This is a genomic window from Paenibacillus sp. TC-CSREp1 (genome assembly GCF_050171015.1).
Classification (GTDB): domain Bacteria; phylum Bacillota; class Bacilli; order Paenibacillales; family Paenibacillaceae; genus Paenibacillus; species Paenibacillus silvae.
This window is the reverse complement of record NZ_JBNOKM010000014.1, coordinates 81,781-105,689: the sequence shown is the minus strand read 5'-3', so window position 1 is coordinate 105,689 and position 23,909 is coordinate 81,781. Positions and strand designations below refer to the sequence as shown.

Annotated in this window: 21 protein-coding genes and 2 pseudogenes; 8 read left to right on the top strand and 15 right to left on the bottom strand. The window is 45.4% G+C overall.

Annotation, left to right across the window (positions count from 1 at the left end; translation table 11 throughout):
- Nucleotides 1–106: 106 nt before the first annotated feature.
- Both ACQSGY_RS21435 and ACQSGY_RS21430 read right to left on the bottom strand, forming a co-directional pair.
- A complete protein-coding gene (locus ACQSGY_RS21435; RefSeq protein WP_427180541.1) occupies nucleotides 107–1,435 on the bottom strand; it encodes an SMI1/KNR4 family protein in 1,329 nt (442 codons plus the stop codon).
- Between the two features lie 19 nt (nucleotides 1,436–1,454).
- Nucleotides 1,455–1,988 carry an endonuclease V gene (locus ACQSGY_RS21430; RefSeq protein WP_427180540.1) on the bottom strand — a complete coding sequence of 178 codons (534 nt, stop codon included), beginning with the start codon at nucleotides 1,986–1,988 and terminating at the stop codon, nucleotides 1,455–1,457.
- A gap of 257 nt (nucleotides 1,989–2,245) precedes the next feature.
- On the opposite strand from ACQSGY_RS21430, the gene ACQSGY_RS21425 reads away from it, so the two are divergent.
- Nucleotides 2,246–3,196 carry a YndJ family transporter gene (locus ACQSGY_RS21425; RefSeq protein ID WP_427180539.1) on the top strand — a complete coding sequence of 317 codons (951 nt, stop codon included), beginning with the start codon at nucleotides 2,246–2,248 and terminating at the stop codon, nucleotides 3,194–3,196.
- Between the two features lie 251 nt (nucleotides 3,197–3,447).
- On the opposite strand, the gene ACQSGY_RS21420 is transcribed toward ACQSGY_RS21425, so the two are convergent.
- On the bottom strand, nucleotides 3,448–4,176 hold the full coding sequence (locus ACQSGY_RS21420; RefSeq protein WP_427180537.1) for a hypothetical protein: 729 nt from the start codon (nucleotides 4,174–4,176) through the stop codon (nucleotides 3,448–3,450).
- An 86-nt stretch (nucleotides 4,177–4,262) separates the two neighbouring features.
- Nucleotides 4,263–4,655 carry a hypothetical protein gene (locus ACQSGY_RS21415; protein WP_427180536.1) on the bottom strand — a complete coding sequence of 131 codons (393 nt, stop codon included), beginning with the start codon at nucleotides 4,653–4,655 and terminating at the stop codon, nucleotides 4,263–4,265.
- A gap of 568 nt (nucleotides 4,656–5,223) precedes the next feature.
- On the opposite strand from ACQSGY_RS21415, the gene ACQSGY_RS21410 reads away from it, so the two are divergent.
- Nucleotides 5,224–7,248, top strand: coding sequence for a DUF1565 domain-containing protein (locus ACQSGY_RS21410; RefSeq protein WP_427180535.1), 2,025 nt, complete (start codon nucleotides 5,224–5,226; stop codon nucleotides 7,246–7,248).
- A gap of 197 nt (nucleotides 7,249–7,445) precedes the next feature.
- Nucleotides 7,446–8,012 carry a DUF4062 domain-containing protein gene (locus ACQSGY_RS21405; RefSeq protein WP_427180534.1) on the top strand — a complete coding sequence of 189 codons (567 nt, stop codon included), beginning with the start codon at nucleotides 7,446–7,448 and terminating at the stop codon, nucleotides 8,010–8,012.
- A 40-nt stretch (nucleotides 8,013–8,052) separates the two neighbouring features.
- On the opposite strand, the gene ACQSGY_RS21400 is transcribed toward ACQSGY_RS21405, so the two are convergent.
- On the bottom strand, nucleotides 8,053–8,331 hold the full coding sequence (locus ACQSGY_RS21400) for an alpha/beta-type small acid-soluble spore protein (protein WP_427180687.1): 279 nt from the start codon (nucleotides 8,329–8,331) through the stop codon (nucleotides 8,053–8,055).
- Between the two features lie 124 nt (nucleotides 8,332–8,455).
- Nucleotides 8,456–9,178, bottom strand: coding sequence for a DUF4386 domain-containing protein (locus ACQSGY_RS21395; protein ID WP_427180533.1), 723 nt, complete (start codon nucleotides 9,176–9,178; stop codon nucleotides 8,456–8,458).
- Between the two features lie 85 nt (nucleotides 9,179–9,263).
- Here ACQSGY_RS21395 and ACQSGY_RS21390 point away from each other — a divergent pair, with 85 nt between their 5' ends.
- Nucleotides 9,264–10,133, top strand: a complete 870-nt coding sequence (locus tag ACQSGY_RS21390; RefSeq protein WP_427180532.1) for an AraC family transcriptional regulator — start codon at nucleotides 9,264–9,266, stop codon at nucleotides 10,131–10,133.
- A gap of 253 nt (nucleotides 10,134–10,386) precedes the next feature.
- On the opposite strand, the pseudogene ACQSGY_RS21385 reads toward ACQSGY_RS21390, so the two are convergent.
- From ACQSGY_RS21385 to moaA, 9 genes and pseudogenes are all read right to left on the bottom strand, one after another.
- Nucleotides 10,387–10,619 (bottom strand): annotated as a pseudogene (locus ACQSGY_RS21385) (aspartate/glutamate racemase family protein); the annotation flags it as partial.
- Between the two features lie 264 nt (nucleotides 10,620–10,883).
- Nucleotides 10,884–11,114 carry a ferredoxin gene (locus ACQSGY_RS21380; RefSeq protein WP_427180685.1) on the bottom strand — a complete coding sequence of 77 codons (231 nt, stop codon included), beginning with the start codon at nucleotides 11,112–11,114 and terminating at the stop codon, nucleotides 10,884–10,886.
- Between the two features lie 50 nt (nucleotides 11,115–11,164).
- Nucleotides 11,165–12,151: an NAD(P)/FAD-dependent oxidoreductase gene (locus tag ACQSGY_RS21375; protein WP_427180530.1), complete on the bottom strand. Its 987-nt coding sequence runs from the start codon at nucleotides 12,149–12,151 to the stop codon at nucleotides 11,165–11,167.
- Between the two features lie 97 nt (nucleotides 12,152–12,248).
- The gene (locus ACQSGY_RS21370) at nucleotides 12,249–13,265 is read right to left on the bottom strand and encodes a MoeB/ThiF family adenylyltransferase (protein ID WP_427180683.1); all 1,017 of its coding nucleotides are present in this window, start codon (nucleotides 13,263–13,265) and stop codon (nucleotides 12,249–12,251) included.
- A gap of 43 nt (nucleotides 13,266–13,308) precedes the next feature.
- Complete coding sequence (moaC, locus tag ACQSGY_RS21365) at nucleotides 13,309–13,809, bottom strand: cyclic pyranopterin monophosphate synthase MoaC (protein WP_427180529.1); 501 nt, start codon at nucleotides 13,807–13,809, stop codon at nucleotides 13,309–13,311.
- Nucleotides 13,796–14,539: pseudogene (locus ACQSGY_RS21360) on the bottom strand (molybdenum cofactor biosynthesis protein). The gene moaC and the pseudogene ACQSGY_RS21360 overlap by 14 nt, the downstream one beginning before the upstream one ends.
- A 25-nt stretch (nucleotides 14,540–14,564) precedes the next feature.
- Nucleotides 14,565–15,788: a molybdopterin molybdotransferase MoeA gene (locus ACQSGY_RS21355; protein WP_427180527.1), complete on the bottom strand. Its 1,224-nt coding sequence runs from the start codon at nucleotides 15,786–15,788 to the stop codon at nucleotides 14,565–14,567.
- Between the two features lie 100 nt (nucleotides 15,789–15,888).
- Nucleotides 15,889–18,012: a molybdopterin-containing oxidoreductase family protein gene (locus ACQSGY_RS21350; RefSeq protein ID WP_427180681.1), complete on the bottom strand. Its 2,124-nt coding sequence runs from the start codon at nucleotides 18,010–18,012 to the stop codon at nucleotides 15,889–15,891.
- A gap of 63 nt (nucleotides 18,013–18,075) precedes the next feature.
- The gene (gene moaA / locus ACQSGY_RS21345) at nucleotides 18,076–19,113 is read right to left on the bottom strand and encodes a GTP 3',8-cyclase MoaA (protein WP_427180525.1); all 1,038 of its coding nucleotides are present in this window, start codon (nucleotides 19,111–19,113) and stop codon (nucleotides 18,076–18,078) included.
- A 226-nt stretch (nucleotides 19,114–19,339) separates the two neighbouring features.
- On the opposite strand from moaA, the gene ACQSGY_RS21340 reads away from it, so the two are divergent.
- The 4 genes from ACQSGY_RS21340 (at nucleotide 19,340) to ACQSGY_RS21325 (ending at nucleotide 23,890) form a co-directional block, all read left to right on the top strand.
- Nucleotides 19,340–19,798, top strand: coding sequence for a hypothetical protein (locus ACQSGY_RS21340; protein ID WP_216515406.1), 459 nt, complete (start codon nucleotides 19,340–19,342; stop codon nucleotides 19,796–19,798).
- An 11-nt stretch (nucleotides 19,799–19,809) separates the two neighbouring features.
- A complete protein-coding gene (locus ACQSGY_RS21335; protein ID WP_427180523.1) occupies nucleotides 19,810–20,682 on the top strand; it encodes a LysR family transcriptional regulator in 873 nt (290 codons plus the stop codon).
- A 455-nt stretch (nucleotides 20,683–21,137) separates the two neighbouring features.
- Nucleotides 21,138–22,028 carry a hypothetical protein gene (locus tag ACQSGY_RS21330; RefSeq protein ID WP_427180521.1) on the top strand — a complete coding sequence of 297 codons (891 nt, stop codon included), beginning with the start codon at nucleotides 21,138–21,140 and terminating at the stop codon, nucleotides 22,026–22,028.
- Between the two features lie 899 nt (nucleotides 22,029–22,927).
- Nucleotides 22,928–23,890: an aldo/keto reductase gene (locus tag ACQSGY_RS21325; protein WP_427180519.1), complete on the top strand. Its 963-nt coding sequence runs from the start codon at nucleotides 22,928–22,930 to the stop codon at nucleotides 23,888–23,890.
- Nucleotides 23,891–23,909: the final 19 nt, after the last annotated feature.

Sequence of the window (23,909 nt, the reverse complement as noted above, 5' to 3'; positions counted from 1 at the left end):
GTGATTTATTGTTTGGGATTGTTACAGAACGTAAATTTGAGGATGTCGAATCTCAGCGTAACACCGATTGAGGGTGAGTACAATTGGTTTGTATTTCTAAGGCATTCTATTTGTCAAAATAATCATCTGGCAAATCTAACTCTTTCAAACAGCCTGTAAATTTTTCTCTAAAATGATGTTGGTTTTTATATTCAGGCCACACCGCCTTGTAATAAGGCAATAACTTTGCATGAGGAATAAGTCCCCAATATGAAATTGTATTTTTCAAAGCTTCTTGTTTGTTGCTGCCGGCAAACATCTGTTCAATGACTTTCCAGCTCTCCTGCTTGTTAGGACAATTGCGTGTAGCATAGATTGCAGCAGCTTGTGTATTAGAATCGTTGTGGCACAGAAAAGGTGCAAAGTTTTGGAGTGTAATCGCGCCGGAGGATTCCAAAACATACCCCACATGACGTAACGTCTCCGCTCTGTGAACTCGGTCAAGACTTTGCAATATCAATTGTATAAATTCCGTTAAATCAACAGATTTACCATACCAGTTCAAAATGTTTAAAGCTTGTAAAAACTCTTCGTTTCTTTCTGGACGCAACATCTCGAGGAGAAATTTTCTTCCCGCGTCAATAGAGGTTTTGCAGATTAACTGAATGGCTGTAGTACGATCATTTCCTCTTTGCTCCGCAACGCTGGTTAAGAAATCGATGGTTGGCTGCGAGATTTTTCTAAACTTGAACATTCCCTCAAGAGCTTTAATTTTAATCTCTTCATCTGTAGCGTTTTGATAAACCTGTATCAACGCCTGTTCATCACCCGGCATTCGACTACCAAACCACGTGATATCATAATCCAGAATAATTTCGTCCAGCCAGCGCTCATACCAGTCCAGAAAGTGTTCTTCGTAGACAAAGAAAAAGGGATGATCCGGATGAAAATCTGAAGTGTAAACGACTTTCCCTCTATTCGTGCCTTCAAGGATGAGATACATATCGTATTCGCAGCCTTGTGTGCCAATGCACAACATACCGCCCAGCACCTGATCGCGTGCTGCTTCATATTCCAGATCGGAGATGTCCTCATCACTAATCAAGGGCTCGATAAGATGATTCCATTCCTCTTTTGTCATCTTGGGGTGCAAAACACATTTTGTAGTAAGTGCATGACTAGCCGTGTAAGAAGCTGCCTTCTCAATCGAATATATCCCGTAATACGGTCCGGCACCTCCATTTCCCACTTCCGTCAGAAACTGCGCATAAGGCTCCGGGAGTGTGACCTGGTTGTTTGCTTGCCACTGTGCAAGCTCTTTTGTGCTAAGCTTTTTATCAACCTTATACTGGTGTGAAGATGATCCAAACACCAAAAAAGCCGCATCTTTTTGCTTGGCTTGTTCGAGCTTGTATTTTATTCGATCCAGCTGCGTTTCTTTCTTCCGAAACAACATATTGAATTCCCCCAATTGGTTATAGCCGGGCTTCCTTCGTATGCTTATCCAGCAATTTCAGCAGATGTGGAAACCGGTATTCCCCATACATACTCTGTATGTGCTGGGCAGCGACGACTAACTCCATGCCAATGGAAGTGATATACAAAGGCTTGGCACTTTTGCCACGATAAACCTTTTGAACAAAAGCCTCATTATCGTGTTGGACAACAGCCTTATTATCGTGAAAAGCATTTTTTGCCACACCAATCACTGGAATGTTCTCTGAAAAATCTGTATAAACAAAATGTCCGAGTCCGGGTCTTTTCTCATTGTCTAAGTACACATAACCATCCACTACAATGGTGTGTATCTGGTTAATATCCGTATGTTTCATCAGTTCCCGTATGCAAGGAAGCTCTCGTTTATAGAAAAAACCTGGTTCGTATTCATGAGGGTTTTCCGTATAAGACGTGATGACGTCGAGTGGTTTGGAATCGTCCCAGCTTTCAAAAATAACCCCCACTGATTTCGCTTGATCTTCCTCATAATACACATCGACAGCGATGATCATGAATTGCGATTCCTTCCCTATAAATCAATTTAAATTGTAGATTACTTCCATTATATCACATCGGATATTTTGCACTGCGAGCTTACCTTATGAAGAAGGGATTCACTCACTCGACTTCCAGTTGTTCCTACGTAGTGTTAAACTTGAACGAGAATTACCTATCTATCCTAAAGGATGCTACACAACACGCTGTAAGCAGTTTATATTCCATACATAGTTAGAAAGGAACCACTATGAAGTGTTCTCTGAAGCAACCAATGAAGTCATTGTTAGTACCCGTGATTCCCGGTGGAATCATGACGATTCTTATATTTAGTTTGGATTACTTCCCATTCAAGCTTGTTGAAAAATTTATACTGTTTGCGGCTTTCGTCATTGTACCTCTCGTCATCTTGCTTTTGAAGTATGATGACAAGAATAAACAGCAACGAATGGTTTATGTCGCTATGAAATGGCTTCAATTTACCGCAGCGCTTCTTACGCTAATTTCGGTGATGAGCAGTACGATGTGGGGATTAGAAGGCACGGCCATCCCAGGCATGCTCTCCCTAGGTTGGCTTCTGTTCACACTACTGCTTGGCATCTATGGCTTGATCACGATTGTGATAGCTAAAGGAAAAGCTGCGGAAATAGCCATTGGCGCAGGACTCGTTTATTTTTTTATAGGGGGCATCTGGTTTACCTTATATCAATATCAGCTGGATCTCTTCAATGCTAGTGTTGCAACTCACGCGTTAAGCTCGGTCCACTTTCATTTTTCATCTGCTATCGTTCCGATTTTTATTGGTGCACTGGGACGGATCATGACGAAAAAAAGCTGGTATCCGTGGATCGTTGCCATTGATATCATCGGACCCATATTGATTGCCATTGGTATGATTTTCTCCAAGCCGATCGAATACATTGGTGTCACTTTGTTCGCCTGTAATATTGTCGTTTACACCACTTATCTCCTTTCTTATTTGAGAAGAAACCCTTTACACAAAAAGGCAACCTTCTTCTTATGTCTTTCCTGCTTCGCTTTTTATACAGTTATCGTGCTCTCTATTTTGTATCCGTTACTGAAAAAAATATTTTCCTTAACCATTCTCGATTTCATTCCCATTTACGGAGCGCTGCATGCATTTGGTTTTGTTTTATGTGGACTGATCGGTTGGGTGTACATGGTAGATTCTATTAAAAAACAACTTACCAGCGGGAATAGTTGAGTAATCCTCTTTTGTGAATGAAGGATTGATTACAGAGATAATTGTTGTAACATTTTTTTGCATCTGTTCAACGTCTGTTGACCGATATTCAATTGTGAGCAAAGAGTAAAATTAACATTAGCCAAATCCCCATAAATTTTGATACCAAGACAAGTAGACGATTCCCCCATAATGCCTTCGGAGGAAGTCGTCCTATAATAAAACCTATTTTGTCTACTTAGTTAAGAATAGTAAAGTATAGTTTTCTACAGTTATTTATTTTTAAGCCGAATCATATTAAAGACATATCTATCGCTATCTACTGGACTGCTCCACTTATTGTTTTGATAGATTTGCATTTGTGTTGATCCTGAACCATCAAGCATTATTGAATCAACTGCATTTAAGCCCATGTCATCCATAATACCTTTCATGAAGGGAACACTTCCTGATCCAGCAATGAGATAAGCATCATTATTCTTCCAAGCTAATACAGTACGTGCAATAGGTAGATAATAACCCACCTCACCCTTTATCGAAGACCCACCCCAGTTCTCTAAATTATAATCGTTCCCTCCAATAATCATTTCAACTGTCCGCTTAGGATAATATTGATACACTTCATTAACATTCTTAACATAAAGATGCGTTGCACGAAGTGATCCATTCATATCTCGATAGAATACAGCCGTTTTTCTAGAGATTTCATTACCATTTACAGAAGTATTAGATAAATAGTTTTTCTTGAGTGTGCGCCCCTGATAAGTTACCGATGAGTTCTCATCAACAGACGAGTATGCAATAGACGCCCCCTTTGTTGGTGGCTTGGTATAGCCATCACTTGCCTCAAAAAAGCCTCCATTAACACCAACATAGCTAGTGTTTCTTACTGGACTTAATACAGTTTCCGTTTTAATGTTACTCAAAGAGGTTTTGATTATATGCTGTTCACCAATTGATGCAGGTATGTGTTTCCATGTATAGTACTCATAATTTGCCATATTCTATTCCTCCTAATTTATTCTCACTATGTAGGTAAAATGAGATTAAAAAAACAACCGGAATTAAAAATAATCCGGTTGTTTTTTTAATCTTTGTTTGTTGTACGTTTCGTCCATAGAATCTCTATAATAAAAAAAGCTATTGTTACAAAAATAAAAAACCAATTATATTCTTTGAGTACCGTAGGTAGGAACATACAAATAATCGCTATGGCAACATAAATAATTGCGCGTAAAATTTGTTTAACTTCAAACAACTCCATAAGCAAACTTGTCATTCCTAAAGATACAACAAAAGTAAAGTATACCCAGAAAATAGTTACAATAAAAATAATGAAATTGTCCTGTTCAGAATAATTAATAGGGGAATCACCAGTCAAATTAGTCTCCGTAAAGAATAAGACGCCTGTAATAACAATAGAAATAAGAAATATTGATATAAAAGGATGAATAATTATAGAAAGTCGAGTTCTTTTCATTAGGATCAGCACTCCTTATTGTAAACGATTTTTAAATTTACTATTAAAAAAACCCCCTTTTTCATTTAGATTTGCATAAAAAGAATACACTAATTAAATGAGCTATTCTACATCTCTGAAAGACATTCTTTATGAAATTATTATAACTTGACAATATTTATATATTGTAATAAAAAGATCAACTTTTTTAGAAATGAATTTTTATTTTAAATCATACTTAAGAATACAACTTATGGAGTTATAAGATATGAATAAGGCTCAAATACACCTTTTATCCCTTCTAAGATCAAGCTTCAACGTAACAGTGAAACCTTCATTCCCTCATCATTGCAGAGACAGAAATTTAAGCGTAGGAAAAGGAGTCAACCATTCATCATCTATCGGTCACTCTGCGATTTAGGATGACATCATAACGCACTTGTACATAAAACATCTATATTCCTATCTCTCCTATTGTATATATTTTCTAGTATAATGACTTAATACAACAATATTTAAAAAAATATCCTGCCTTCAGCTTGTAAGCAATTCTTACGACTTATATAAGGTAGGAAGAAGGAGCGTTGTTATGGAATATCATGTATCCATACACGGGAATGATCACCACAAAGGAACAGCGGAGCAACCCCTTCGTACCATATCACGCGCTGCGGCTCATGCCATGGCTGGTGATACCGTTATTGTTCATGCGGGAGTATACAGGGAATGGGTCAACCCGGCTAATGGAGGAACAGCGGAGCATCGAATCATATACCGATCCGCAGGAGACGGGGAAGTCGTCATTACAGGAGCTGAACGGATTACCAACTGGAGTTCTGAAAGAGACAACGTTTGGAGCACAGAAGTGCTTAATTCCATCTTTTCCGTCCGTAACCCCTTTGAAGTGGAACTCAGTGGAGACTGGTTGTTTGACGGGCCCTTCCCGATTCATCTCGGCGATGTATATCTGGATGGCAAATCATTGTATGAGTGCAATAGTGTTGAAAGCGTTCTCAATCCTGAGGCTTGGTCCGAAGCCAAGTATCCCAAGGATTCATTGTTGAAATGGTATGCAGAAGTGGGTTCTACGACAACAAAAATCTGGGCTAATTTTGGCGGGAAAGATCCTCGAAAAGAAAATGTAGAAATTAATGTCCGTCCTTATTGCTTCTGGCCTGAGAAACCGGGAATCAATTATATAACCGTAAGTGGCTTCACACTTCGTCAAGCCTCGCCTCAATGGGCACCGCCTACGGACTACCAGGAAGGTTTGATGGGACCTCACTGGAGCAAGGGCTGGATTATTGAAAACAATATAATTAGTGAATCCAAATGCGTTGGTATTAGTCTGGGTACCGAAATTGGTACAGGTCACACCAATTCTATAGAGAAGAAAAGCAAAGGGGGTACTCAACGGGAGCAGGAGGTTATTTTACGAGCATTACGCTCCGGTTGGCATAAGGATAACGTCGGCAGTCACATCGTTCGAGGTAATGTGATTCATGATTGTGAACAGGCAGGCATTGTGGGCCATATGGGAGCTGCCTTCAGCCACATTGTTCAGAACCGTATTTATAACATTCACCACAAACGACTCAGACACGGTGCCGAAGTAGCGGGAATCAAGCTGCATGCTTCCCTGGATACTCAAATTAGCGAAAATATCATCTATAGCTGTTACCGTGCGCTCTGGCTTGACTGGCAGGCACAGGGCACCCGTATCAGCCGTAACGTATTTTTTGACAATATTTCAGAAGACCTCTTCGTTGAAGTGTGCCATGGTCCATACATGGTTGATCATAATCTATTTCTCTCTCCTATGAATTTCAGAAATATGGCCCAGGGCGGAGCATTTGCTCATAATTTATTTGCAGGCAGATTTGTAGTTCGTTCCGAGATTACCCGTATCACGCCTTATCATTTCCCGCACGAGACGGCCATGGCCGGATACTCCAATATCACTGGAGGCGATGACAGGTACTACAACAATATCTTTTTGGGTGATAACGATGCGCATAAGGAGCCTGTTCCTATTACCTTCTTTGAGCATCTTCCACTTAAACCAAGGGATGAGGTTGGAGAGGACGGGAAGACGGTCATGGATGGTGTACCGGACAATTCCATTTGCTATTTGCATGCTGTGGGACTGGGCGGCTACGATCAACATCCTGATGTAAAAGATAAAAAATGGTGGGAATATACCAAAGAGGAGCTTCTTGAGCTTGGCGATGCTGCGAAGGATTTCTTTATAGGCAATGCGGTTCTTCCGGTAGCTATGAGTGGAAATGTATATCTCAATCATGCGGTTCCAAGTCGTCACGAATCAGATGCGAAGATAGTTGCACAGAAGGGCATAAATGTTGAGATTGATCCTGCGCTAGGTAAGGTCCACATTCAGATCAATGAGCCCGAATTGCTTCGAGGAACCCATACAATGTTGGTAACTACGGACCTGCTTGGAAAAACGTATCACGCCAATATGAAGTATGAGGAACCAGACAGCACTCCATATCAGTTTGACTTCGACTTTTTCAGAACAAAGAGACCCGATGCAGATGTCACACCTGGTCCGTTTGAATTAACCGAAAAGGGTACGATTGATTTTGAAATTTAGTTTTATCGAGGGTCCAGTCACTTTAGTGATTGGATCTTTATTTGTGTGTACAGCCCCAAATTAATCCTAATAAATACGCGCTCTGGTTTCCTCAGAGGAATACGAATCTAAACCTTATTTCTCCCCGATTCTTTTGACAAATAATGTGAACGAGTGATAGATTCTAATTATACTAATTCTTTAATTGGGGTGGGCCTATGAGAAAAAAACTACAAATTTACATATCGTCTACTTACTATGATCTTATTGAGGAAAGACATACCGCTGTTGAAGCCGTACTTCAAGCCGGCCATATCCCTGCGGGAATCGAGCAATCTTTCAAGGAAAGTCCAATGAAAATTAGAAAGAGATGGATCGACGAGTCCGATGTATATGTCCTGATTCTCGGAGGATTCTATGGTTTAACACTTCCTGATGAATCCAAGAGCTATATCCATTGGGAGTATGAGTATGCCGGAGAAGCGGGCAAACCTAGATTTGCTTTTGTTGTCACAGATGAAGCACTAAGACAAAAGCCATATGACTTCGCAGCAATTGAATACTATCAGGAGTTTCAAGAATTTAAGCAATCCGTCATGGAACAAATCCCGATCTATTATGTTGAAGATGTAAGGCACATTAAGATGGTGCTTCATGATCAATTGCCAGCGTATGCAGCAAGAGACGATTTGTATGGCTGGGTTTCTGGCAAGGATGTTCCGGACGTTCAAAAGCTGTTGGAAGAGAATGCAAGATTAAAGGCGGAGTTGGAGAAAAAGAAATGAAAGAGGGGGCAAATCCTTATCAGAACGTTTCAGTTCAGGATTACTCCCTGTTCGCTAATTGCTCCTGAGCGAGACGAATCAATTCCCTCACCATGGAACCGCCAATTTTGCCACCGACATGGCCTGCTGATTCGGTTGTCAGTTGACCATTGTTTCCTGGGTGCAGAGGCACGCCAAGCTCCTTAGCCACTTCGTATTTTACATCGTCTGGTTGGTTCGGATTTACAGTATATCCTTCGCGCTTCATTACATCTGCTTTGAACGCTTGCATTCCCTGTTCGACCCCTGGCATTGCATACTTTCTCCTTCTTCTTGCCATCATAACAGCCCCCCTTGATGTTATTCCATAACATGCCCGGAAGCACAAAATTTCATCCCTATCCGCTTCAATGTATGAGTTGAATCATCATCACCTCTTGTCTCCTGATCAAAGACCGTTTGATTCATTTACTAAAGACTGAAGAAGCTGTTTTTGCTCTCAATTTAGCAAGGTTCTCCCCATGGAATCCCTTCACAATTAACCAGACTGCCAAGCTCATCTCATAAACTCCTACAGGAAGCGCCAACAATCCTTTTGCCGCCGAATAGGGTCCGATGATCCCAAACATCTGCAGCAAACCAGCTAAAAATACCATAACTGCTGTAATCATTCCGAACATTGCTAACGGTTTAGGCACATAGCCTGTTCGATAAAGCAAATAACTATACAGACTTGTATTTATACCCAACATGAGATTTGGACCCAACATAGCCGTCCACTGATAAATCGATTGCATCAACAGCCCTATGGGTTCAACATTGGTTTTACTTGCTAAGCTAGGTGTATCATAAAATGAACTAAGCTGTAACAAACCCAATATACTTACGAGACTAATCGCAATAAAAACAGCTTCCATAAACCGAAAACAAAGATACCCAAGTGCAAGATGCTCGTTCCAATGCCGAACGTAGGGAAAAAGCATGATTGCTGTACCAACAGCCGTTACAATAAGTGAGAGGTCATTTAATCCACCAATTAAGACTTTTGTTTTCGATCCATTTGCCACGGCCATCTGCCATTGTTCTGACAAAACCGGCCCATACAAAACAACTGCTATAATTGACGTCACTGCAGCAACAATATAAAAAATCCCCAGTATCCTTGCATTCCTTCGGTCTCTTGTCATCTTCTTTGCCTCCTAATACAATAAATTTATTTGTGGATGGACGTATGGTATACTCTGCCTATAAAACTTGATATAAGGAGTAGTTATGGACCATAACGAAGTCATCGAACGTGCTTTGATCCATATCGAGGGCCATTTACAACAGTCCTTAACCGTAGAATCCGTTGCCCATACCTTTAACATGTCTAAATACTATTTTCATCGGCTATTCTCTGCTATGATGGGCTGTTCGTTAAACCAATACATTCTATCTAGAAGATTGAATGCATCTTTGGCCTTTATTCAAAACAAAAACAGCTCTCTTACCGATATTGCATATCAGCTCAACTTCGGTACACAAGCCTCGTTCACTCGTGCTTTTAAACGACAATACGGCGTAGCTCCAAGTTCTTTAAAAACAGGACTTACGACCATCTCTCCCGTCCCCTTACCTACGGTGGTGAAGAGACCTTTTAAAAACATTAACGGTGACATCGTCATGGACTTCACCTTGACCGAATTCAAGGAGACCCGAATCAGCGGGATTGCTTTTGAAGTGGATTTAGCCAATGAAGATTACAAAGAGAAGATTCGCGCACATTCAAAAATGCTGTTGAGTCATATTGATCAAACCATAAATGGTCCCTGTTATGTCATTTATTCAAACTGTCAACCCGATTCAACTCAATTTAAGGTACTGTTTGGAATCCCAAGCAGCATTGAAATTGATAAACCTTACTTTTTCACGGTTGATGTGCCTCAATTTTTTTGTGCAAGGTTCAACTATTGTGGTGAATTACTGGACATTGGGGATGTACTGGAAAGCGACTATGCCAGATTTTTAAAGATTTCCAAGCAAGAGACAGCAGAAACCGATATTGAACTCATTCAAGCTTTTGATGATGTACACCATCTGAATTCGACCTACCATATCTATGCGCCTATCAAAAAACTCCCTACCGATTCTGATTTGTAAGATCGCGGATCTCCTGTCATTCTGTTTGCTGCTCCTTTCTTTGATCGAATTTGATCATTCCTTTTCAGCAAATAAAATAACATAACGGGTTTCGCTCGACTTTCCACATCTTGCTGTAATTAGGAACGAAAAAAAGCATCTCTCTCGAGATGCACCCGTTTTGGCTCCTGGACTTGTTGCTTTCAATCAGTATTGCCGATGTGTTCATTGTCTCCTAACGCAAAATCAACGGCAGCCTCGGCATGAAGTCGTAGACATCTGCTCCACCTGCTTCAAGTTTTTGTGCCGATTCAATCATGATCTTCGTTGCCGCTGTCCAATTTGTTTGATGCTGGAGATCCTTGATTTCTTGAAAATCTACGGAATACAGCAAACTTTTTGCAGAGTGGTGCCCACCTTTCCTTTCTTTTACCCTTTCATTAATGATTTGATAATAGAGTAAGGATGATTCCCAACTATCCCACCTATAAGTCCTATTGTTTTCATTACTTGCCCACATCCCAACCTTTTTTATCTTATTTTGGCATAAGTATTTTTAGTTTTCATTAAGATGGATCAAGCTTGCCGTCATTTAATATTTCTTTTTTCATATAATGCGTAAGGCAAAAGCAGGCAGCATTCCGCTCAGAAAACACGCCATCCTACCCCAGAGATCGGTGCAAGATGGCGTGTTCTCTATCTATATTCCGAACTGTCCTCAAGAAACGTCAGTTATTCAGTGGTCTCGGGGGCGATGAAAGCCCGAAAAAGTCATCTAGGTGCATGGGTTAACTTAATCGAATCTGTCGGGCATCCGTCAACCGCGTCGTGCAGGTCGTCTTCCAGTTCGGCAGGAATTTTGGTCGATCCGGTATTTTCGTCACCGGCATAGATGACTTTGGCCAGTCCTTCATCATTGTAATCGAAGATGTCGGGAGCCGTCGCTCCGCAAGCCCCGCAAGCAATGCAAGTATCTTGATCTACCCAAGTATAAATAGCCATAATAAGTTCTCCTATCAATCATAGTTTAATCTATTGAAGCATGAGCACTGCTATGCGAATTTCATATTGCTGCTGTGCCCGGGAGATAGCTTCGCTTCCGGGTTGATATAAACCATAGCGTTATTGACCGCCGTTGGCGCCTCACCGAAGCCGGTAGCAATCAGCTTTACTTTGCCAGGATAATGGACGAGGTCGCCCGCCGCAAAAAAGCCCGGGATATTCGTCTCCATACGGGTATCGACGACAACCGATCCACTCTCGATCGCCAGTCCCCACTCCGCAATCGGCCCAATCGAAGAAACAAAACCGTAATTGACAATGACCTCGTCCACCTCGATCTGCCGCTCCTCTCCGGAAGCCGTATGGCGAAGTTTCACCTTCTCCACCTTCTCTTCTCCCTGAAGCTCCTTAATCTCCCAAGGCGTCTGTACGTCTACCTTCGAATTCCTTAACTTGTCGATGCTGTACTCGTGAGCCCGGAATTTATCGCGCCGATGCACAAGAGTCACCTGTGCAGCTACCGGCTCAAGCATCAGGGCCCAGTCAACCGCGGAGTCGCCGCCTCCGGTGATCAGCACTCGCTTGCCGGCGAATCGCCGAACATCGCTTACAAAGTAATGCAGATTAAGCCCTTCAAATCGTTGCGCTTCCGAGATTCCCAGCCGGCGCGGCTGAAAGGCTCCTGCTCCACCCGCCAAAATAATGGCCTTCGCATAATGTACCTCTTTGTCCGTTGTTATCTTGAACAAACGTTCTTCCAGCTTAGCGACAGAGAGCACCTTTTCCTCCAATCGGACTTGTACCGGAAATTGTTTCATCTGTTCGACAAGCCGATCTACAAGCTCCTGTCCCGTAACCTTGGGAAATCCGGCTACGTCGTAAATATATTTCTCTGGATACAGAGCAGCTAGCTGCCCCCCCAGCTGCGGCATGCTATCAATGATTTTGACCGTAGCCTTCCGCATTCCGCTATAGAAGCTGGCGAACAAACCGACAGGTCCCCCTCCGATGACAATTAAATCCGTTGTCTGTTGCATTATGCGATCTCCCTCTCAGTAATATGTTCTGTTATTAGCTCGACCGAGCCTTGAAGGCGGCAAATGAGATGTACTTAATCAGTTGTTTAATGAATAATCAACCTAAGTACTTATAATAAAGCGACCGTGCCTCGGCAATATCCTTCGTGCCGTGCACCAGAACGCGACCATTCTGAAATAGGACCAGTCTATGAGACGACAGCGTCAGGGAGACTAAATACGGGTTCGATTCCACTCGTCCATCAAGCCTCGACCATGCCCGTGCGACTTCAGCCAGATCTCGTTGTCCCGCTTTGGACGGACGAATCTGCACTGTATCCCGTCCGCATAGAACAACCGTCTTGGACTGACGTTCCGACTGGAGATAGGGATAGACGGGCTGGGAGCCGCAGGACAGGCAATTCTCCCTCTTCATATTATCGATAGAAATAGAGGTATGTTGGTTGGACCACAAGTCGAATGAAATCAGCTTGCCATGCAGAGCTGCCATGTCCCCGACTAGGAGCTTGAACGCTTCGGCAGTTTGATAAGCAACGACCATCTGAACGACTGATGAAATAACGCCAACGGTGTCGCAGGTTGCGCCAGCCAGAGGTATCGTCTCCAGCAAGCAATGAAGGCACGGCGTCCTTCTGGGTACAATGGTCATCGTCGTCCCATAGCTACCTACACAAGCTCCATATATCCAAGGAATCCTTTGTTTCAGCGCATAATCATTGATCAGCAAGCGGGTATCGAAGTTGTCGGTCGCGTCAATGATCAGATCCACGTCCGTCACAACCGTGTCAAGCTCCTCCAAGGTAAGATCAAGGACCCGAGCTTCAATTTGAACCTCCGAATTTATTTGCTGCAGCCGTTGCTTGGCTGCTATCGCCTTGGGGATTCGAGCGCGGGCAGCCACCTCGTCATACAATTGCTGGCGCTGCAGATTGCTCCATTCTACATAGTCGCGGTCAACGATCGTTACTTTGCCAACGCCCGCCCTGACAAGTATTTCGGCATTTCCCGTGCCAAGGGCTCCTGCTCCTACGAGAAGCACATGCTTGCCGCTTAGCTTCCGTTGTCCCTCAGGACCGATTCCTACGAACAATTCCTGTCTTGAGTATCTTCCGATGTTGCTCTCCCCCTGCCGGACCTGCCTAGCCCCTTGGTATCCATTACATAGACCTGGTGTAATCTCCGCTTTTGCCGCCGGTCTTGACCAGCAATTTCGCAAAGCTTATCGTCATTCCCTTATCGACAGCCTTGCACATATCGTATACCGTCAGCGCTGAGGCCAAAACAGCGGTCAGAGCTTCCATCTCCACACCGGTTGGCCCTGTCGTCGTGACCGTCGCCAGAATGGTTAACTCTCTCGCCCCGTCGTCAACAAACCGAATGTCCACGCCGGAGATGGCGATAGGATGACACATCGGAATCCATTCAGGAGTTCTCTTGGCAGCGATAATACCAGCCACCTGTGCCACAGCCAGTACGTCCCCCTTAGCCATCTTGCCCTGCTTAATCAGTTCCATCGTTTCTTGCTTCATCTGTACAACGCAGCTGGCGGTAGCCGAACGCTTTGTATCCGGCTTATCCGAGACGTCCACCATCCGGGCTCGCCCTTCAGAATTAAAATGTGTCAGTCGAGGATATTGATCAGTTTCACCCTGATTCATGAACACCCTCCTGTTCAGCGGTTTTAAGGTCGGCGGTCGGATTCCAAGGTCCCGTCTGATGTCCCTTCCATTCGGACCCATCCTCCCACACTTCTTTCTTCCAGATTGGGACGATTTGCTTCAACCGATCGATCGCATATCTGCTCCCTTGATAGGCCCAATCGCGATGCGGTGAAGATACGGCGATGACAACGCTCGCTTCTCCAATGCCGACGATTCCGAGACGATGCGTAATGGCAACCTTAGAGCCCGGCCAGCGTTGTGCAATCTCCGCTCCAATCTGCTCCATTGTTCGAAGTGCCATTGGCTCATACGCCTCGTATTCGAGCAGCAAAGTGCGCTGTCCCTTCGTATGCTCGCGTGTAGTGCCCACAAACACGATAGAGGCACCGTGATCCGGGTCGAGTACGGCATTCAAGACTGACTCAGGGTCGACTCGATCATACACAATCTTATAGAATTGCGAAGTGCTCATCATGACTCATCCTCCAGACACTGGTGGAATGATCGCCAGTTCGTCAGTAGGGGTGATCGCTTGACTGAGCAAGGCATACGCATGGTTAACCGCCATAAAGGATTGCTTCAGAAGCGGCGCAGCTTGCGGATATTGATCGATCACCCGCGATCTTAACTCATCTATCGTCATCTTCTCTTCCGGGGCTTCAAGGATAATGATCGTGCTGCCAGTCAATTGAATCAAACCGGCAAAAACCTGAATTCGATATTGCATCGGCCATCCTCCTTATTCGATCTCGTTATGTTTCTGTCGGTGTATGCGGAGCAGATAACCATCTTAGTTGAATAACACTTCCTTGCGTATAATCAGGCTTATCAAGCCGTATTAAGCAATTGGATGATGATAGACTCGACATCACTCCCGGCGATTGAGCGCTTCTCGCGTCTACCTGCACGGCCCCGCTCTCAATCCAGGCTCTCGCTCGAAAGATGCGTTCGGGTTTGATCGGTTTCAGCTCGATATCGTGCGCCAATCTCCCTGAAGATGCGAATGGAATCTCATCTATGCCAAGCGAACGAAGAAGAACGGGTCGAACGAGCGTTTCGAACTGAATGTAGCAGGCTGCTGGATTACCCGACAATCCGAAGATAACCGCATCGTTCAAGGATGCCGCGACAAACGGAGATCCAGGGCGGATATAGATTTTGCGGACAGCCAGCTCAGCTCCGAGACCGTGTAGTACCTGCGGCACATAATCGAGATCTCCTACCGATACCCCGCCCGTAACAAGAACGTAATCCGAGTAGTAGGAAGCCTCCAGAATGGCAACGCGAATCGATTCCTTACTATCACCCACATACTGCACGTCAATGACCCGGTAACCGTCCCGCTCGACTGCATGCCGAATGAAGACATCATTGACCCCGTAAATTTGTCCTGTCTGCAATGGAGTTGTTACCTCCTCCACTAGCTCGCTTCCCGTCACAATGATGGACACTGCAGGAGAACACCTGACCTGAACAGATTCGATCCCAAAACATTTGCACGCAGCCAGATGTGTCCCCGTCAGCCGGGTACCGGCTGCGACCAGCACTTCTCCCTTGGCGGCATCGTCTCCGACCTGCTGAACCGATTCCCCCTTGGTTACGCTTCTCAATAAAGTAACGAAGCCTTCCGATTCCTCGCACCATTCATATCTGGCAACGCTGTCGGCCATTTCCGGCATCCGCGCTCCTGTCATAATTCGAACAGCCTGTCCAGCCTGAAGAGTATTCGCTGCCTTATCTCCTGCCGCGATCATTCCGACAATCTCCAGACTTGTACCGGGCACAGCATGCTCGGCACGGATGGCGAAGCCGTCCATCATCGATCTTGGAAAAGGAGGGTTGTTGATTGTGGCAACGGCGTCGACGGCAAGAACCCGATTATGCGCGCTTGCAACGGGGATCGTCTCTATACGAACAGATCGAGCAAGCTTTGCAATACGATCCAAAGCCTCGTCGTACGTTAAATATAAAGACATGCCAACACCCCTTTCTCGAAGATCTGCCCCACAATGGGCAATAATACAGTTTCTGCTTCGCATGTTGATCGACGAAGCAGAAACTTTTATGCTATTTCAATTATCTAACGCTTTCCACTTCCACCTGCGTATCCGAGAAGGTTGGCGCTCGGCCGAAATCGGCATATTCCAAAGCAGTGAGCGCATTGGAGGTAGGTGAGTTGGAGAGGCTTGCCCAATAGCCTACGGGTGCCACTACAACACCTGGAAGCACGGTGTCGTTGACCTTGGCGACGACCTCCATCGAACCTCGGGAATTAAACATTCTGACCTTCTGGCCATCTTGAATGGAACGCTTGTCGGCGTCGTTCGGGTGCAGCACGATGTGAGGCTCCCCGACGATCCGACGCTGCCTATCGAAATTGCCAAAGCTTGAATTGATGAACGCATGAGATTTGGGCGATATCATGTTCAGCGGATACTTATCCTTAAGATGCGCCTCCGCAGACTCCCGATAATTCGGCAATGGATCGAGCGGCTCGCCTGGCTGGAATTCGTTGTAGCCCTCGCGGAACAGGATGGACACCATATTCCCCTTGGCCGCCTCAGAGGAATACAGCTCCACTTTACCAGAAGGCGTTGGGAAGCCTCCTTCCGCGAACGGAGCATATTCGTCCGGATGCGGCAAATTCAAACGCGCAAACCCGGTTTCTTTAAGGCCCTCCATTGTAATTCCCTGCAATTGAGGCGCTGACCATTCTAAGAATAGCCCAACCATTTCTTCATCGGTCAACTTGAAGCAATCATCGTCAAATCCCATCCGCTCAGCGAGGCGACGGAACAATTCCGTATTCGGAACGGCCTCTCCCATCGGAGCAATGGCTGGTTGATTCAACGTCAGATAGTGGTGTCCCCAGGAGAACATAATGTCGAGTTGCTCGAGCTGAGACGCCGCCGGTAGGATCAAATCGGCATAACGGGCCGTATCGGTCATAAATTGCTCGCTGACGACCGTGAACAGATCCTCCCGGGCGAGACCTCGCAGAACGCCTCCTTGATCTGCAGTCGATACGGCGGGATTGGAGTTGTAAACCACCAGCGCCTTGACCGGCGGACCTTCCAGTTCTCCGGCCAGCACCTTGCCAAGACGCCACTGGTTAAGAACCCGGGTACCGGGCTTGATCATGTCCGGACGAAGCATACGATCCCATCGGAGCGGGAAGTTGTATAAGCTCAGTTGAAGGATGCCTCCGCCCGGTTTGCGGAACGCTCCGACCAGAGCCGGAAGGCTTGCGATCGCTCTCATAGACTGACCGCCATTGCGGTTGCGTTCCATCCCGACGCCAACCCGAATTGCCGCAGGCTGACTCGTCGCGTATTCCCGAGCCAATTGCAAGATGGTCGCTTCAGACAAACCTGTGATCTCCGCTACTCGGGAAGGCGGGAACTGCTGCGCCCGCTCCTTAAGCTCCGGATATCCGACCGTATAGTTCTCCACATAATCGACATCGATCAGATTCTCGTTAATGATTACATTCATCATTCCGAGCGCCAGAGCGCTATCCGTCCCTGGACGAAGAGCGATATGCCAGTCCGCTTGAGCAGCCGTCTTCGTGTGCACAGGGTCGATAACAACAATTTTCGCTCCTCGTTTGCGGGCTTCCGTCATAAACTTCCATTGATGAAGGTTGTTGCTCAGCAAATTAGCTCCCCATACGATAATATATTTCGAGTGAACCATGCTTTCCGGGTCCAGGCCCACCGCCGGTCCGAGCGTAAAATCATATGCGGATGTTGCACCGCTGTCGCAGAAAGTGCGCTCTGATACAGAAGCACCCAGCTTATGGAAGAAGGCGTCGCCCACGGTTAACCCATTGAGAATCCCTTGAGTCCCCAGGTAACTGTAAGGGAGGATGGCTTGCGAGCCATATTCGGACGTTATCGATTTGAACTTTTCCGCTATTTCGTCGAGTGCCTCATCCCACGTTATTCTTGCGAATTGGCCTTCTCCCTTCGGACCGACCCGCTTCAACGGATACAGAATTCGATCAGGGCTGTACACTTTCTCTTGATAGTGATTCATTTTGGCGCATAGATGCCCGGCAGTCATAGGATGTGTCGGGTCCCCTTTTACGGAGGTTGCCACGCCATCCTCAATTGTCACCAACATCGTGCAGGTGTCGGGACAATCGAGGGGACAGGCTGCCTTTACGACGCGCTTGGACTGAACAGATGGTGTACTCATGGTTCTCGTCAACTCCTTATATATAGTTGTAGTGAAGCCATATAGGAATAGCGAAGCAGCCTACTATCCTCCAATTTGAGACATTCTTCTGACCGTCGGCTGATGAGAACGCTCTTGGTTAGCCAATGCTTTGGCCATCTCATGCGTCTCTGGCTTCTGGGCGAGCGTCTCCCTGAATAAACGTTCGATCATCTCCGGCTGGCCAATTGCCGGGCGAACATAGGTCTCGTAATTCCAGTAGAGACATGGCTTGATCATGCCGTCCGCCGTTAGCCTCAACCGGTTGCAGTTGGAGCAGAAATGGTCGCTGACTGGATGAATTAATCCGAAGGATCCCTGCGCTCCGGCAATTTGGTAATTCTCGCTGGGGCCATTGCCATAGACTTCATTGATTCGCCCATATGACATCCCGAGGGCCTGGCAGCGCTCCAATACGGTTGACAAAGGTAAATACCGGCTTCTCCAATCCTTGCTCTCATGACCGATCGGCATGTACTCGATAAAGCGGACTGTCAGCTTGCTATTTAGCGTTAAAGCCAGGAAATCGTCTATTTCATCGTCGTTAATGCCTTTCATCAGCACGACGTTGATTTTGATTGGATCGAATCCAACCCGGATGGAGGCCTCGAGAGCCGCCAACACCTTGCGTACGTCCCCTCCTCGTGTAATAAGCCGAAACCGGTCTGCTCGCATGGAATCAAGGCTGATGTTGACCCGCGTCACTCCCGCCGCCCTCAGCTTTTCGGCTTTAGCTGCCAGGAATATACCGTTCGTCGTTAACGCCGTATCTTCAATACCCGGAATGGCGGTTAATCTCGAGATCAATTGATCCAGATTTTTTCGAACCAGAGGCTCTCCGCCGGTTATGCGAAGCTTACGAATCCCCATCCGGGCAGCGACAGCGACCACTTCGACGATTTCGTCATCGGACAGTAATTTCTCTTCAGGCTCGAATTCCATTCCTTCCTCAGGCATGCAATACACGCAGCTTAAGTTGCATTTATCCGTAACCGAGATTCGCAAGTAATCATGTTTCCGCCCGAACCGATCCTGTAATATTGATTCTTTCACTCGGTCACCCCTTTTTATGTCATGTATCATCACATTTAAATCTGTGAATGATGGTATTGCTATTATATTTTTATTGATTTCGAGAATCCAATGCAGATTTAACATACCCCCTATAACAAAATACATATAAAGAAAGGTTTTTTCTTATAGAATGAGGAAGTTTTTATTACATGTAATGTAACTTAATAATTTAGAAAATATGATATCATTGATCTAATAGATAAATGTGGGGATTGATTGTATGTTCCATAACTACTTGGGGAAATTAATATATGAATTGGATAAAGAAAAGAATGTGCTGGTCTGGCGAGTCATCGATCAGTTGGATTATCTTGAGTCCAAAAAGATCTGCGATTTAATCAGAAGTCTCGTACTAAGCATGCCGCATATGAAAGCGAAAATTATCGCAGACAAGCGTTATTCCTATGACAAGTATGGTCATGCTCTAATTTTTAGCCGAAACGTCAGCGATGAATGGATGAAGCTTCAAGAATGGCTCATCTCGCACAGTCCTGCTGTCGCTGTCCTGTGTGGAACGCTTGCCATGCAAGCTCAGACGAATCGCTTATCCAAGCAGAGCGGTTCCTACAAGATCTTGAGATCCTTCTATGACAGAGATCAGGATAAGCTACTGCGCAAAGCGTATGCCTTCCTTGAAATCCAAAGCAACAATCTTGCAGAAATGCCTCATACAGTTTGGAGAGATGTCCCTTGAATATTAGAGATATGGAGATTTTTGCGCAAGTCAACACCTATGGCAGCATTTCAGCAGCAGCAGAACATCTCCATCTTTCTCAGCCTGCGCTTAGTCGAAGAATCGGGGTTTTGGAGAAAGATTTAGGATACGAGCTGTTCGAACGAATCGGACCGAAGCTCGTCCTGACTCCAGCGGGGAAAGTGTTTCTAAAGTACTGCATCTCTTTTATGGCCGATATGAAGGAGATGGAGCACACAATGCGTTCAGTATCCGAGAACCTGCAAACCTTCACCGTCGGAATGGTTGATGTGCTTGCAGAAACACGGCTGTCCCTTGTGTTTAAAGACTTTTGCCAATTATATCCTTCGGCGGATATCCATTTATATACAGCTGCGAACGATAAAATCACAGAGATGGTCTTGAGTGGGCAGGTCGATCTCGGCATTAAGTATTTTCAAGATATCAATGTCAAAAACCTAGAGCAAATCAAAATTGGCAATGAACAATTGGCAATCATCGCGGCCCATAACAGCCAATATATCAAGGAATCCCATTCCGTCCAACAGCTTGCCAATGCCAAGTGGATCACCTTTCCGAAAGATAATTCATTTGGGTCTATCATCGCGTCTTTCCAGCATTATAACCGTCTGCTCTATAAAAGGACGGCTAACCGCCTTCTAGAAATCGGCAGTCTGACTACCCAAAAGAGGCTGGTAGAAGCCGATCTGGGGTTATGCGTTCTTCCCCTCTATAGTGTTGCTGACGAAGTACAATCCCAGAAGCTCCAGGTGCTTCAAACCCCCATGCCCGAAATAAACTTCCCGATCATTGCTCAGTATCGCGTTACCTCTCCCGTAATCGAGTTTATTGAGATTTTTCTCGATTTGACGAGTATGGAGTGAGTGAGACTTGTACACTGCCCACTCCACAAAGAATTCCACAAAAAACTTGTCCTCATTTGTGGTACGGTTCACCCTAACGGTGCTATCGGCGAAAAAACGAAAGGAACCGCGGTGATCTGCTGGTTCCGTTCAACTATTGTACCTATTAGTTGCTCACGCCATATTGAAATGCATGTCGACTTGAAGGTGTTTACAGTGGACAACCTTATGGTGGTAAAATATAGATATGAAGTACTGGGGGTGAAGTTATGTATGGCTAAGGAAAAAGATAACAGGAAGTTGAACTTTCTATTACGATACCTAGAATATCATAACACTTACAAAAAAACGTTCAATAATGAGGAAGAAAGAAGGAAGAAACTCCTCCATTTTATAGTTGATCGTCCTGGTCGCGTCGCGGGGAATCCCCTTCCGCCGTTCAAGGTACAAGTATCTTCCTGTGGAGGGCGATGTCTATGAGGGATGCTGCGGTGGGTCAGCAAAAGCACGGGCAGCAAGAGCACATTGTGATGCTGCCATTGTTCTCCACCACGGATAGGAACGGACGGATGACTACGCTTCAGCCGGGACGACGCATAGGACGAGTGGCTCCACTGCTGCCGTGGTTGCTCGCATCGGCTGTACTGTGGGCACTAACAGGCTCCGTGCCGTTCGGAGCCCTGCTCGGCCTAGCACCGACACCGGCGATCAGCATATTCCTCGGTCATCCAGTCACTGTTAGCGTCGCCGTGGTGCTGCTCTTCATCTCGATCAGTGTGACAAGCGGATTGTACTCAAGTGCGGTCGAGCAGTTTGGGCAGACCAGGATAGCTGGTCTGTTCGGGACGCTAGGAGTTACAGGAGGACTCACCGTAATCGCGGGAACCCTCCTGTTCTGGACACTAACAAGCAATCCATCGCGCCCCTTCGATCTCGAGGCAATAGCGACGTCACCGTCAATCCCGAAAGAAGTCGGCGCCGTCGTCGGAGCTGCCTTCGCTCTCTGGGCCGCCATCGCTTTCCTGCGGTTGCCCGCCTCTATCACCCACGCCCGGCGGCGTCAGGCGGACATCGAGCGACTCCGCGTGGAGGGTTCGTCATGCACCGGGACGTTGACCGCCGTAAATTTTACTAACACTTGGCTCTTTAATTTCCCGATGTTCACGGTTGAGGTAAATTATATCGTTGACGGTGCTCCTCGTGTCGTCTCAGCATACATGCGCACCAGCGCAGACCGCGTTCCCGTCGTCGGGTCGCGAATGATCGTGCTGACCGACGAACGCGGAACCACCCACGTAGAGCTGGACCTGGCGAGTGGAGCGACATTTGAGCCAGACGTAGGTAAGTATGCTCCGTCGGACGGTTGATTTTACGGCCCCGATAGTAACAGAGTACCCCATCAAGGCTATTTTTCGCCGTCATTTATGGTACGTTCACCTTAGTGATCATAACGGCGAAAATCGAGTAGGAGACTGCCCATCGGTTGGACAGCCGACCTCCCATACCACCGTACGTACCTTTCGGGATACGGTGGCGGTTCAACCGATTTAGTGCTTTGACGTAAGTGCTCGTATTGTGCAGGGAAATCATAATACCCTGCCTGTGCGAGCCTTTTTTTGTTACAAGCGATTCAACACTGCACTTCAAGCGATTCGCCAAAAGCCCTGTCTTGTATTCTCCCATTGGTACGCTAACCACGCGGGCATGCCCAGTTTTCGCAGGTCTCTACCTTCGCTCTCGGCTTCTTCCACTGCGTAGTATGTTCAGGAGAAGTTCATGATTTAGGGTGTCGAAGTATCATACTTAAATACCTCAAAAGCAGAATAGGAAAATTCAGGATGCGTCTTATTATCCCTTTATATTATAGAAATATTAAGTAAATATAATCTCTAACTATCTCAATAGTATAATAATTACATAATCGCTTTACACTTTTAAAATCTTCCATTATATATAGAAGCGAAATTGATATACTCAAGAAGTTTTGGCATCTACCGAAACGGATTATTACCTTATATTAATTCATATTAATTTTGTACCTTCTTGCACTTTATTCTTCTTTTCCATGGTTAAGTTTTATTTTTGTAATATTTAGTCATATAAAACTATATTATGCAAGAAAAATCTTGACTGTTGTATACAACTCCTATAAACTGATTCCCAAGCAGTTATTGAAATTTTTAACTTTAGTACTATTATAAGTTAATTTCAAGCTGCTAGAATTGTAGTAAAGAGAGAAATTACACAGGAAGGAGATTGGAGAAAAATGAGACAACTTACTTTAGGAAAATCAGGACCGCAGGTGAGCGCTCTATGTCTTGGTTGTCTGAACTTCGGTACGAAAACCGACAAAAGCTTATCGTATCAACTACTGGATCAATATGTGGAGGCAGGAGGTAACTTTCTGGATACTTCCAACAACTATGCCTTTTGGAATGGAGCCGGAGTAGGCGGGCAAAGCGAGACCTTGCTGGGAGAATGGATGAAGGAGAAAAATAACCGGAATCGCATCTTTCTGGCAACCAAAGTTGGAGCGAACCCAACCATTCCCGGTGGCGGTTTTCCTGCTAAAGAAGGGTTATCCAAAAAGGCCATTCATAAAGCGGTCGATGAAAGTCTCAAGCGGCTGCAAACCGATTATATTGATTTGTATTACGCCCATATTGACGATATGGATGTCCCTCTGGAAGAAACGCTCGAGGCCTTCAATCAATTAGTACAATCCGGCAAAGTAAGGGCGATCGGATGCAGTAACCATTACACCTGGCGGCTTGAAGAAGCAAGAAGTATTAGTCAATCCCACGGTTTTGCTCCCTATCAATGTATTCAGCAGAGATATAGCTATTTGCGCCCTAGACCAGGCGCAGACTTCGATGTACAGATTAGCGTTTCGGAGGAAATGCTCAAATATATTGAGACCCATGAGGAAATCGCTTTACTTGCCTATTCGCCTCTGTTGAGTGGTGCGTACAGCCGCCAGGATCGTCCGATTCCTGTGCAATATACTGGCCCAGATGCTGAGGCAAGAATTGCCGTTTTACAAGAAATCTCCAAAGAAACGGGTGCAACGCATAATCAGGTTGTCCTCGCTTGGATGCTGAATAACTCCCCGGTTACCCTGCCAGTAATTGCAGCAAGCTCAACGGAACAGCTTCAGGAGAACCTGCAGGCACTTGATGTAACGCTTACTCAGGAGCAGATTAAAAGGTTAAATGAAGCAACCTATTAAAATATTAGCTGATTAAATT

Bases quoted from the DNA above. Each gene is read 5' to 3' on its own strand.
- ACQSGY_RS21325 (WP_427180519.1), top strand. From the start codon at position 22,928: ATGAGACAACTTACTTTAGGAAAATCAGGACCGCAGGTGAGCGCTCTA.
- ACQSGY_RS21400 (WP_427180687.1), bottom strand. From the start codon at position 8,331: ATGGCAAGAAGAAGGAGAAAGTATGCAATGCCAGGGGTCGAACAGGGA.
- ACQSGY_RS21410 (WP_427180535.1), top strand. From the start codon at position 5,224: ATGGAATATCATGTATCCATACACGGGAATGATCACCACAAAGGAACA.
- ACQSGY_RS21405 (WP_427180534.1), top strand. From the start codon at position 7,446: ATGAGAAAAAAACTACAAATTTACATATCGTCTACTTACTATGATCTT.
- ACQSGY_RS21335 (WP_427180523.1), top strand. From the start codon at position 19,810: ATGGAGATTTTTGCGCAAGTCAACACCTATGGCAGCATTTCAGCAGCA.
- ACQSGY_RS21350 (WP_427180681.1), bottom strand. From the start codon at position 18,012: ATGAGTACACCATCTGTTCAGTCCAAGCGCGTCGTAAAGGCAGCCTGT.
- moaA (WP_427180525.1), bottom strand. From the start codon at position 19,113: ATGATACATGACATAAAAAGGGGTGACCGAGTGAAAGAATCAATATTA.
- ACQSGY_RS21420 (WP_427180537.1), bottom strand. From the start codon at position 4,176: ATGGCAAATTATGAGTACTATACATGGAAACACATACCTGCATCAATT.
- ACQSGY_RS21425 (WP_427180539.1), top strand. From the start codon at position 2,246: ATGAAGTCATTGTTAGTACCCGTGATTCCCGGTGGAATCATGACGATT.
- ACQSGY_RS21375 (WP_427180530.1), bottom strand. From the start codon at position 12,151: ATGCAACAGACAACGGATTTAATTGTCATCGGAGGGGGACCTGTCGGT.
- ACQSGY_RS21430 (WP_427180540.1), bottom strand. From the start codon at position 1,988: ATGATCATCGCTGTCGATGTGTATTATGAGGAAGATCAAGCGAAATCA.
- moaC (WP_427180529.1), bottom strand. From the start codon at position 13,809: ATGAATCAGGGTGAAACTGATCAATATCCTCGACTGACACATTTTAAT.
- ACQSGY_RS21415 (WP_427180536.1), bottom strand. From the start codon at position 4,655: ATGAAAAGAACTCGACTTTCTATAATTATTCATCCTTTTATATCAATA.
- ACQSGY_RS21330 (WP_427180521.1), top strand. From the start codon at position 21,138: ATGAGGGATGCTGCGGTGGGTCAGCAAAAGCACGGGCAGCAAGAGCAC.
- ACQSGY_RS21395 (WP_427180533.1), bottom strand. From the start codon at position 9,178: ATGACAAGAGACCGAAGGAATGCAAGGATACTGGGGATTTTTTATATT.
- ACQSGY_RS21435 (WP_427180541.1), bottom strand. From the start codon at position 1,435: ATGTTGTTTCGGAAGAAAGAAACGCAGCTGGATCGAATAAAATACAAG.
- ACQSGY_RS21355 (WP_427180527.1), bottom strand. From the start codon at position 15,788: ATGTCTTTATATTTAACGTACGACGAGGCTTTGGATCGTATTGCAAAG.
- ACQSGY_RS21380 (WP_427180685.1), bottom strand. From the start codon at position 11,114: ATGGCTATTTATACTTGGGTAGATCAAGATACTTGCATTGCTTGCGGG.
- ACQSGY_RS21390 (WP_427180532.1), top strand. From the start codon at position 9,264: ATGGACCATAACGAAGTCATCGAACGTGCTTTGATCCATATCGAGGGC.